Source organism: Flavobacterium sp. FPG59, assembly GCF_002150205.1.
In the GTDB taxonomy this organism is placed as follows: Bacteria; Bacteroidota; Bacteroidia; order Flavobacteriales; family Flavobacteriaceae; genus Flavobacterium.
In genome coordinates, this window is sequence record NZ_MTCA01000094.1 from 1 (window position 1) to 11,555 (window position 11,555).

Below are 11,555 nucleotides of genomic sequence, written 5' to 3' on the forward strand. Positions count from 1 at the left end.
TTTTTAAATCTCACAAGCTTTTTTTAAAGTTTTTTTTAAAGAGTAAATCTCTATTCACTTTGTTTTTCTTGCCAATCATTTAAAGAACGTCTGCGTCATTGCGGGTGCAAAACTACAACCTTTATTCGCTTTTACAAGCTTTTTTTGAACCTTTTTTTAATCTTTTCTTAACTTTTAAACTAAAGCGCTGATTAAACGACTCTTAAAAACTAAACTTTTTTTCAGCTAATTTGAATTAAGATAGTTTTACTGTGAAATCATGCCTTTGGAGGGTATTTGATAGCATTCTTTATATAATGACTCCTGGTTTTTCTAGTGTTCATATTAGTAAACCCTACTCTATTATATGTAGGCAGTGCTCTTTTTGCTAGATATCATACACCATTATATAGTAGGTAGTGTATTTACTTCTCTAACAAAAACGTCTTCTACATTCTCAAACTGCGTTAGGGATAGCAGCGAAAAGCCCACAGTGACGACCGAAAGGAAGGAACGAGGACTTGTAGCGAAGAGCCCGACCTTATATAAAACAACAAGAGTAGCAGGATCAACTGCTACTCTTGTTGTTTTATATAAGGGAACGCCCAAATAAAATTTAATATTCCCATCTACGGGTTTTGTTTAATTCCTCTTGCTCTTGGATGATCTCTGCTGGTATTACTTTTAAGAACGATGCATGTTGTTCTATTGCATATTCTACTTTTTCTACAATTTCATCGATGGTGTCATTTTCATAATCGATATCAAGTGGTTCTTTGATGATAAAAGACTGAAGAATGCCTTTCTTTTTCATACGCAATCCTTTTTTATCAAAGGAACGGCGGAAACCATCAATGACTATAGGCACTACTATAGGCTTGTGTTGTTTTATAATGTGAGCAGTGCCTTTACGTACTGGTTTGAATGATTTTGTAGTACCTTGAGGAAATGTGATTACCCAACCATCTTTGAGAGCGATTTTAATATTCTCTGTATCGTCTGGATTGATGTCTTTTTTTTCTGTGACATCAACTCCTTTTTGGCGCCAAGTACGTTCTACAGAAATTGCTCCAGCATAAGCCATAATTCTTGGTAAAAGTCCAGCACGCATTGTTTCCTTAGCAGCAACATAATAAATGTTCATTTTAGGTTGCCATAAATAGGTTACATCCTTAATATTATCTTCTCTACCACTTAGGCTTGCATTGAATACATGAAACATAGCCACAACATCAGCAAAATAGGTTTGATGATTTGATATAAAAAGTACATTATTATCTGGTAAGTTTCGGATGATCTCCGATCCTTCGATTTGAAGTTCATTAAAGCCTCTATATCTACGATGCGTAAATGCACCAAAGATTCTAATCAACCATTTTTTGATAATGAGTATATGTCCGAAAGGATTTCTTTTGAATAATCCCATGTTTTTTTGTTTTAAAATAGAATGCAAACTTACGAAAAAAAATAATTGCTAAAAATGAGTAAAAAATGGTTATACTATGATTCCCTATTAGGTTGTAACACCTGAATCAAAACCTCTTTTAGTTCACTTAATATCATTGCTGTTGCTCCCCAAACAATATGTTCATTAATATTAAAACCAGGAACAAAAATCTCATTTGAATAAGAGGTAATTTGTTTTTTGTTAACTAGAATTTCATTGTTGAGAAGTAGCATCAAGGGTATTTCGATTATTTGAGCAACCTCTAGTGGATCAAGAATAAAATCGAGAGGTTCTTTACTAATACCTAAAAAAGGGTATACTAAAAAATTACTTGGGGGAATATACAATTCAGTAAAAGGTTTTATAATTTTGATTTTACTTGGATCAATTCCTATCTCCTCATAAGTTTCTCGCAATGCGGTGTATGAAAAATCTAAATCGTCTTTTTCATGTTTTCCACCAGGAAATGCAACTTGAGCTGAATGTACGCCATCATACGAATTTCTAACGATAAGAACTAAGTGAACTTTTCCATTTTTGGGATACAAAAGCATTAAAACCGAAGCTAACCTATGAATTTCATTTGAAGCATCTGTCTTTTTAAGGCTTTCTATTCGTTCAAGAGGAGCCATTTTTATGTGTGCGTCAAAAGCTGGTAAACGGGAATTTATTATTTCTGGAACAATCTCTAAAAATTCTTGAAAATCCATAATCAATGTCTATTTTTGCAAATTGAAATAAAATCTAAATGTAGTTTAGATAATAGAGTATAACAAATATTACCACAAACAAAATAATTACACATGTATAGCAAAGAGGAAAACCAGAGATTAAAACGAGAATTTTGGATCGCATTTGCTGAAAAATACCCTAGAAAATGGTTGCTCTATGACACAAAAATTAAAGACTTTTCATTTAAGTTTTTTGTAGACAATAAAAAAGCTCAAGTACTTATTGATATTGAACATAGAAGTACCGAAAAAAGAATTGCCTATTTTGAAAAACTTGTTTCCTTAAAAAATATTTTAAATGAAGAGTACGTATCCTCATTACTTTATGAGCAGGACTATACCTTAGAGAGTGGAAAAACTATTAGTCGTATTTGGGTTGAAAAACTACACGTGAGTGTGAGTAATAGAACTTACTGGGATGAAATATTTGATTTTTATTATGAAAATATGAATGCGTTAGAGCTATTTTATCTTGAATACGACTCTTATATTAAAGACATATAAAAGGAACCTTTTGAATTAAATAAGATTATAGACAATTATCCTATCCTCATAATTAATGTAAAGTTGTTTTCTATTTTCTTGTTTTTTTCTAGTGATTATAGACAACGTACACTCTTCTCCTTGATTGTCTTTACAATAAAACGTGTCTACTTTATCAATATCATTTTCATCAGTATCATAATACTCCACGATTTCAAATAATTGGATAATTTGAGAATACACGACTATCCTATTTTTCTTAGTATCTAATGTAACTATTAGATTCACATTTTTTGGCGCGGACCACTCTCCCCATTTGCCTTTTTCATTTTTTGTAGAAACACTTAGGGACGAAGTTTTGAATTTATAATTTTGACTATATAAAACAGGTCCCGCTATTATAAAAAACAGAATAATTAAAAATTTAATACTCAATTTCATTACTTAAAAATTAATTTTAGACATTTCATTTTTGGCCTCCTCAAACTGTTCTAAAATATCATTCATAATTACACTTACAGGAGCTACATTGTGAATTACACCCGCAATTTGACCTATCTCCAATTCACCATCAATTAGATCACCCTCAAACATACCGCGTTTAGCTCTTGCTCTTCCAAGTAATTGTATTAAATCCTCCTTAGTAGGACAAGTTGCGTATAAATCCTGAACGTCTTGATAAAATTTATTTTTGATTAATCGTACAGGCGCAAGCTCTTTGAATGTAAGTTGGGTATCCCCTTCTTTAACTTCTACAACCGTATTTTTAAAATCAATATGTGCCGAAGACTCTACAGAAGCTACAAACCTACTCCCCATTTGAACTCCATCGGCTCCCAATGTCATTGCGGCAAGCATTCCTCTGCCTGTTGCAATACCTCCTGCAGCAATTAATGGTATTTGAATTTTTTCCTTAACCATCGGTATTAATGTGAGTGTCGTGGTTTCTTCTCTTCCATTATGCCCTCCGGCTTCAAAACCTTCAGCAACTACAGCATCTACACCTGCTTCTTGTGATTTTAAGGCAAAAACAGAACTGCTTACTACATGAACAACCGTTATTCCGTTTTGCTTTAAGTGAGAAGTCCAAGTTTTCGGATTTCCAGCTGAAGTAAAAACAATTTTCACCTCTTCCTCTACAATAATTTTCATTATTTCCTCAATGTTGGGATACAAAAGAGGCACATTAACTCCAAATGGGTTTGATGTTGCTTTTTTGCATTTTTGAATGTGTTCCCGTAATACCTCTGGATACATAGATCCTGCCCCAATTAAACCTAAGCCACCGGCATTACTTACTGCACTTGCTAGTTTGTAACCGCTGTTCCATATCATTCCACCTTGAATTATTGGATACTTGATATTAAAAAGTGTCGTAATTTTATTCATTAGTCTAACTATAACTATTGTTTGTAAATTTTTCCAGTTTTAATGAAATCCTGAGATTGGAACTTGTATAAATACAATCCGGTTTGGAGTTCTTTAATTGAAATTGATGAGTCGTTATTCTCTATTTTTTTTTCAAAAACTTTTTGTCCTGCAGTATTAAAAAATTGTATTATTCCAGATGTGCTATTTTTTGGCAAAATTAAAGATAGTAGATCGGCAGTGGGATTAGGATAAATTACTACATCATGAACTGTTATTTCATTTAAATCTAACTGATCTGAGAAAGCAGCATTAAAATTTGGAACTCCATATCCGTATAGATTGTTTGGAGCCGCAAATCTATCTGACGACTTGATTATTATTTCTCTAATTTCTTTATTTGTTTTATTAGGTAAAGCCTGCCACAAACAAGCTACTAAACCCGTAAAAATTGGGCTTGAAAAAGAAGTTCCATTAGCTGTTACTATATTTCCCAAAGGATCTGAAATAATAGCTGATTGACCTTGAGCCATAACGTCTGGTTTTATTCTATTATCAAAAGAAGGACCTATTGAACTGAACGAAGTTCTAATTTCGTTTGCATTTACGGCTCCAATAGCTAAAACAGAAACAGCATCTGCTGGAACTGCTATATTTGGATTGGAAGACGCACCAGAATTACCTGCAGAATTAACTACAATAATACCTCTTGAAAAAGCAATCTCAGCTCCACGGGACATGAATGCTGTTTTTCCGTCCATTTCACTATACGTATGATTGTAAGATGCATTGTCAAAATCAAAATAACCCAAAGAAGTATTGATGATATCTACACCTAAACTGTCCGCTTTTTCGGCAGCTTCAACCCAAAGAGATTCTTCTACTGGATTTTCAGATGTATCATTTTCAGTGATAAACAAGTAATAAGAAGCATCAGGTGCTGTACCAACAAGCTGATTTTCCTTAAAACCTCCCATTGTAGAAAGTACCGATGTTCCATGAGAAGTTCCCGTGTAAAAATCTGGATTTCTTAAAACATAATTATAACCTCCTAAAATTTGATTATTATCTCTTAATCGCTTAAATGGTTGAGCTGAATTAACACCTGGAAAACCAGAATCCATAACCGCAATTATCTTACCTAAACCTGTATAGTTTTGTTGGTGCAATAAATGCCCGTTTAGCATTTGAACTTGATTAGATGATGTGCCATAAGCATACTCTACCTTAGTCTTTGCTGTTTTTAAAACATTTTTTTCCTTTATAACCGCAATACTTTTGGCTGATTGATTCAACGCTTTATTTGCAAAATCAAGTTTTTCAACAAATGGTAATGCTTTCAGTGCATTGAGATCTGTTTGTGTTCCCCTAACATGTATTGCGTTAAGCCATTTTGAAGTAGCCATAACAGAAACTCCGCTCTTGCTTTTTATTTGGTTGAGATAGGTACTTTCTATTGGAACATCTTTTGCATCTAAGTCAATTTTCTGAGTACTTCGGCGGTCTAATGCCCTTTGCGAAAGCATTTTTACGGGTGTATTAAAAAATATTGACGCACTAGGTTTGTCTTTTAAATACACCCAAGCATCTTGTTGCGCATGAAGTAAAGTTGTACATATAAATAATAAGATGAAGTATTTTTTTTTCATAGTGCCCTGTATTATTGAATGTATAAAATTTAAAATTGATCTATTATGTGTACAAAGAAATTCTAAAAAATTATGAAATCACACCAGAGCCTACTAATTCTTCTCCTAAGTACCAAGCTGCAAATTGCCCTTCGGTAATTGCTGATTGTGGTTCGTCAAAAGAAATAAACATTTCATTTTCAAATTGATGTAATGTTGCTTTTTGTAATGGTTGACGGTATCGTATACGTGCCATTACTTCTAAAGTTTCCCCATTGGTTAATGCCAAATCTTCTCGTACCCAATGCACTTCGTCATTGATTATTTTTAATGCTTTTTTAAATAAACCTGGATGATGGCTTGTAAGTCCAGTATATACGGTGTTTGTAATTACATCCGTTGCAATAATAAACAATGGGTCTTTTGTACCCCCTACATTTAAACCTTTACGCTGACCGATAGTAAAATAATGAGCTCCTTTATGATTACCCATGAATTTCCCCATCTCTGGCGTATAAGCAATTTTTGTAGCTTCAATACGGAGTGAATCTTCTACCGTTAATCCTGATTTGTCTTCTTGCTGATATATAGGATGATCTTTATCAATTTGAATAATGGCTCCTTCTTTAGGCTGAAGTTTTTGCTGTAAAAATTCAGGAAGCCTAACTTTACCAATAAAACAAAGTCCTTGAGAATCTTTCTTTTCGGCTGTAACAAGTTCCATCTGAGCTGCTATTTCACGAACTTGAGGTTTGGTCAATGCGCCTATAGGGAACAATGATTTTGATAATTGTTCTTGAGATAATTGACATAAAAAATAAGACTGATCCTTATTACCATCAGCACCAGCAACTAGTTGATAAACTTTCTTGCCATCAATTTCAGTTTCTTTTTTTTGACAGTAATGTCCTGTAGCAACAAAATCCGCACCCAAACTCAGTGCGATTTTCATAAAAACATCAAACTTTATTTCTCTGTTACAAAGCACATCTGGATTTGGAGTCCTTCCTTTTTCATATTCATTGAACATGTAATCCACAATTTTCTCCTGATATTGTTCGCTTAAATCAACTGTTTGAAAAGGAATACCTAATTTTTCAGCAACAAGAAGAGCATCGTTACTATCTTCTAACCAAGGACATTCATTAGAAATAGTCACTGAATCATCGTGCCAATTTTTCATAAACAATCCTATAACTTCATATCCTTCTTGCTGCAACAAATAAGCTGCAACGCTTGAATCTACCCCACCTGAAAGTCCTACAACAACACGCTTCATCTAAAAAAAATTATAGTATTTAAGGGTGTAAAGTTACAAAAGATTTAGATTAGATATTCCCAAGAATATTTTAATTGTTTTTGGTGTTTTTACTTTTTTCTGGCAGGCTCATATTTGTTTCCTTGACAAGCTTTCCTTTTTCAAAAAACTGCCAAATACCCATTTTTTTTCCATTTACAAATTTGCCTTGCGAGACAATGGCACCAGTTGCATCTCTAAAAATTGCAGAACCGTTATAAATATTGTCTTTATAAAATGTTTCTTCAAGAACAACTCCGTTTTCGGCAAATTTTTTATAAAGACCGTTTTTTAAATTATTTTTATAACTAATTTCCTCCGCAATAGCACCGTTAGGATAATACACAGAGCGCACACCTTCTAATTTACCTTTTACATAGTTCTCAAAAGTCATTAAGGTTTTTGAGGCTTCGTGATAATATTTCCATTGTCCCTCAAAAAATTTGTTATTTACAATACCTTCACTAACAATGTTGCCCTTTTGATCAAAAAATTTTGTGTAAGCTGTATTATTTTGATCATTGAATTCTCTAGTTGCTATTACAGACATGGCCTTTGTATCATCATAAAATTTAAAAATACCAGTTTCCTTGCCATGATCGAAGATTCCTTCGTAACGAGGACGTTTGGATTCTTCATAAACTCCCTTCCATAACCCGTGTTTTTTGCCTTTGTCATCATATTTATTAAAATCTGTTTGGGCATAGAAAAAATACGAATTCAAAAGAATCAAAACAAACAGTATTTTCTTTAAAATTATCTTCATCTTAAATTTTTAGATTATAACGAAACTTAGGTGGTTAAATTATTTAGTAAAATAAAAAACTCTCGAAAAATCGAGAGTTTTTAAAAAATTTAATTTACTTATTCTTTTTGTCCAATGCTTTTTGAGCTTCGGCTTGCTCCATTACTTCTTGTAATTTTCTTTGGAACTTACTTTGTTTTTTGGGTTCTTTCAGTTTATTTTCTTGAATTTGTGCATGAATTTTATCACTGTCGATAAAATACTTTTTAATAACCAACATAATTAATATGGTAACCAAGTTTGATATAAAGTTGTACAAACTCAATCCAGCTCCATAGCTATTAAAGAAAAACAACATCATTATTGGCGAAACGTAAATCATGATTTTCATCATCTTCGCCATATCTGGCATTCCTTCTTGTTGAGGAGCTGCCATTTGCTGATCTCCAGATGTCATTTTCATATAAAAGAAAATGGCTATAGCTGCAAGAATAGGAAACAAACTAATATGATTTCCATAAAAAGGAATATAAAAAGGTAGTTTTACAATTTCATCAAAAGAAGAAAGGTCATCTGCCCAAAGAAAACTTTTTTGTCTCAACTCAAATGCAGATGGAAAAAACTGAAACGAAGCCATTAAAAAAGGCATTTGAATCAATGCTGGTATACAACCAGCCATAGGGTTAACCCCTGCTTTATTGTAAAGCTTCATTGTTTCTTGTTGCTTTTTCATAGGATCTTTCTTAAACTTCTCTCCCAGCTCTGCAATTTCTGGACGCAGTAACTTCATTTTTGCTTGAGACAAGAATGATTTAAAAGTTATAGGCGACATAGCCAGTTTTATCAATATAGTAAACAATATAATTGCAATACCATAGGCAATATACGATCCTAAGAAACCAAATAATGGTACAAATATAAAACGGTTAATCCAGCCTATAATTCCCCAACCCATTGTTATGATTTTTTCTAAATTTAGATCATAATTTGCTAAGGTTTTATAATCAGATGGTCCCATGTACCAACTTAATTTGTGATCAATTTCACCATTAGTAAACGCTAACGGAATATTTGCTTTAAATGACTTGGTAAAAGTGGTATCTACTTCCTCATCATTCATTAAGTTAGTTGATGTTACTTGTGCGTTCTCAAATGGAGTTTTAGAAACTAATATTGAAGCAAAGAAATGTTGTTTGAATGCTATAAAAGTTGGTTTTTCAAGTAACTCATTTTCAGAAGCTCCTAGTCCGGCATAGTCTACTTTACCGTCTTTGTGTTCGTAATATATTTCAGTATACTTGTTTTCATATGAAATACTTTTTTCATTTCTATGCGCCTTCAAATTCCATTCTAAATCTAAAGGTTTTGAAGTATTCAAAACTTTTTGAAGACCTTGAGAACGAATATCAAAACCAATCATATAATCATTTGGTTTCAAGATATATTTATACTCTAAATACTCATTGGCTCCAGCCTTTAATTTCATAGACAAAACTTGGTCTGCACCAATTTTTGTTAATGATGGCTCAAAATACAAATCTTTAGTATTCAAAGTACGGTTATCCAAAGTGACTAACTGCACGTTTAAATTTGCATTATTGTCTTTGATTAATTCTACTAACTGTCCAGAACCTTTTTTAAATTTCTCATATTCTTTTAAGGTTGCCTCAACAATATATCCTCCTTTATTGGCAATTGTAAGTTTTACCAAGTCGTTTTCAATTGTTGTTACGCTAGCCTTTGCAGATGACAAAGTTGCAGAATAAGCAAAACTACCTAAAGATTTTTCTAATTGTGCCAATTGTGTTGTATCCCCAGTTGCGGCAACAGCTTGAGCAGCAATTTCAACTTTTTTTACTTCAAGAGCCTTTGCTTTTGCCTCTTTAATTTGCAATGCCTTTTGCGCTTTTTCTGCTGCAACCACCTTTGGATCTGGTTGATTTTGATACATGATAAAAATCAAGATTACAAAAATTAAGGCAAAACCGATAATTGAATTGAGGTCAAATTTTTTTTGTTCCATTTTAATATTTAAAAGTGTTTAATCTATTAGTAGCAAGTTTCAGTAAATGTTTCACTACAACCTTACTATTTTTTTTTTGCTTGAACTGCAGCTGCTACAAAATTAACAAAAATAGGATGCGGATTTGCCACCGTACTCTTGTACTCTGGATGGTATTGAACACCTATAAAGAAAGGATGGTCCTTAATCTCTACAATTTCAACCAATCCTGTTTCAGGATTTACTCCAGAGGATATCAATCCAGCATTTTCTAACTGGTTCACATAGGCATTATTGTACTCATAACGATGACGATGACGCTCAAATATGGTTTCTTTTCCATAAATTTTGTATGCAAGTGTATCTTTTTTGATATCACATTTCCAAGCACCTAATCGCATGGTACCGCCTTTATCAGTAACGGTTTTCTGTTCTTCCATCAAATTGACAACAGGATGTGCTGTATGTTCATTCATTTCAGTAGAATTGGCGTCAGCATACCCTAAAATATTTCTTGCATGTTCAATGATAGCCATTTGCATTCCTAAACAAATTCCGAAAAACGGAACTTTATTTTCTCTAGCATATTGTACGGCAGCAATTTTACCTTCTATTCCTCTTTCTCCAAAACCAGGTGCTACTAAAATCCCATCAAGATTTGCACATTTTTCTTTGATATTGCTAGCATCTAAATGCTCCGAGTGTATTGAAATTACATTTACTTTTGTTTCATTGGCTGCACCAGCATGAATAAAAGCCTCCAATATAGACTTGTAACAATCTTGCATTTCAACATATTTACCCACCAAACCAATATTGACAGTATGTTTAGGATTTTTCAATCTTTTTAAGAAAATGTTCCAGTTTTTTAAATCCGGTGCTGCTTTCTTTGGTAAATCTAATTTTTTTAAAGCTACCACATCTAATCCTTCTTCGAGCATTAAATTTGGAACCTCATATATAGTTGAAGCATCAATAGATTGTATTACTGCTTCACGTTTTACATTACAAAAAAGAGCCAGTTTATTGCGCAATTCTTCTGATAATTCATGCTCAGTCCTACAAACAAGTATGTCCGCTTTAATACCGCTTTCCATCAATGTTTTTACTGAATGCTGAGTTGGCTTTGTCTTTAATTCTCCGGCTGCGGCTAAAAAAGGAACTAAAGTAAGATGAATTACAATACCGTTATGCTCTCCAAGCTCCCAAACTAATTGTCTAACAGACTCAATGTATGGCAACGATTCAATATCTCCTACAGTTCCACCAATTTCTGTGATTATAATATCATAATCCCCAGAATTGCCCAGCAACTGCATTCTTTCTTTAATTTCATTGGTAATATGAGGTACAACTTGTACCGTTTTACCTAAAAACTCTCCTCGTCTTTCTTTTTCAATTACAGACAAATAAATTCTACCTGTGGTAACATTATTAGCTTGAGACGTTGGCACATTCAAAAAACGTTCGTAGTGACCTAAGTCTAAGTCTGTTTCTGCTCCATCATCTGTAACATAACATTCTCCATGCTCATAAGGGTTTAACGTCCCTGGATCAACGTTTATGTACGGATCAAATTTTTGAATAGTTGTACGATATCCTCTTGCTTGTAACAATTTTGCAAGAGATGCTGCAATGATTCCTTTTCCTAAAGAAGAAGTCACACCTCCTGTAACAAAAATATATTTTGTTTGATTCATTCTGTTGAGTTTTGTGTTGTAGTTGTGTAAAAAAACGTGGCAAAAGTACAAATTTAATTGGACTATTAGAACATATACTTCTGAGATTTTATAGTTTAAAAAACAGAAGTATTAAACCCATATTGATAACTTAAAAGCAAAATTTAAATGCTATGGTTTGGGATATTTTTTTTTA

At 33.0% G+C, this 11,555-nt stretch carries 10 protein-coding genes; 1 reads left to right on the plus strand and 9 read right to left on the minus strand.

All coding sequences use genetic code 11. From position 1 onward, the window contains the following. Positions 1-595: 595 nt before the first annotated feature. Positions 596-1,405: a 1-acyl-sn-glycerol-3-phosphate acyltransferase gene (locus tag FPG59_RS09610; RefSeq protein WP_086454395.1), complete on the minus strand. Its 810-nt coding sequence runs from the start codon at positions 1,403-1,405 to the stop codon at positions 596-598. Between the two features lie 74 nt (positions 1,406-1,479). Then, complete coding sequence (locus tag FPG59_RS09615) at positions 1,480-2,136, minus strand: CoA pyrophosphatase (protein WP_086454396.1); 657 nt, start codon at positions 2,134-2,136, stop codon at positions 1,480-1,482. 93 nt (positions 2,137-2,229) lie between these two features. On the opposite strand from FPG59_RS09615, the gene FPG59_RS09620 reads away from it, so the two are divergent. Then, on the plus strand, positions 2,230-2,661 hold the full coding sequence (locus tag FPG59_RS09620; RefSeq protein ID WP_086454397.1) for a DUF4268 domain-containing protein: 432 nt from the start codon (positions 2,230-2,232) through the stop codon (positions 2,659-2,661). Positions 2,662-2,676: 15 nt separating this feature from the next. On the opposite strand, the gene FPG59_RS09625 is transcribed toward FPG59_RS09620, so the two are convergent. The 7 genes from FPG59_RS09625 to FPG59_RS09655 all read right to left on the minus strand — a co-directional run bounded on the left by FPG59_RS09625 (position 2,677) and on the right by FPG59_RS09655 (position 11,380). Further along, a complete protein-coding gene (locus FPG59_RS09625) occupies positions 2,677-3,081 on the minus strand; it encodes a hypothetical protein (protein WP_086454398.1) in 405 nt (134 codons plus the stop codon). A gap of 3 nt (positions 3,082-3,084) precedes the next feature. Beyond that, on the minus strand, positions 3,085-4,029 hold the full coding sequence (locus tag FPG59_RS09630) for a nitronate monooxygenase family protein (RefSeq protein WP_086454399.1): 945 nt from the start codon (positions 4,027-4,029) through the stop codon (positions 3,085-3,087). A gap of 14 nt (positions 4,030-4,043) precedes the next feature. Beyond that, the gene (locus tag FPG59_RS09635; protein WP_086454400.1) at positions 4,044-5,657 is read right to left on the minus strand and encodes a S8 family serine peptidase; all 1,614 of its coding nucleotides are present in this window, start codon (positions 5,655-5,657) and stop codon (positions 4,044-4,046) included. 70 nt (positions 5,658-5,727) lie between these two features. Continuing rightward, positions 5,728-6,915, minus strand: a complete 1,188-nt coding sequence (gene mnmA, locus FPG59_RS09640) for a tRNA 2-thiouridine(34) synthase MnmA (protein WP_086454401.1) — start codon at positions 6,913-6,915, stop codon at positions 5,728-5,730. A 70-nt stretch (positions 6,916-6,985) separates the two neighbouring features. Beyond that, positions 6,986-7,699, minus strand: a complete 714-nt coding sequence (locus tag FPG59_RS09645) for a toxin-antitoxin system YwqK family antitoxin (protein WP_086454402.1) — start codon at positions 7,697-7,699, stop codon at positions 6,986-6,988. A gap of 94 nt (positions 7,700-7,793) precedes the next feature. Further along, positions 7,794-9,701 (minus strand): membrane protein insertase YidC, encoded by a 1,908-nt coding sequence (yidC, locus tag FPG59_RS09650; RefSeq protein ID WP_086454403.1) that lies wholly within the window; start codon positions 9,699-9,701, stop codon positions 7,794-7,796. Positions 9,702-9,766: 65 nt separating this feature from the next. After that, positions 9,767-11,380, minus strand: coding sequence for a CTP synthase (locus FPG59_RS09655; RefSeq protein ID WP_086454404.1), 1,614 nt, complete (start codon positions 11,378-11,380; stop codon positions 9,767-9,769). Positions 11,381-11,555 lie beyond the last annotated feature (175 nt).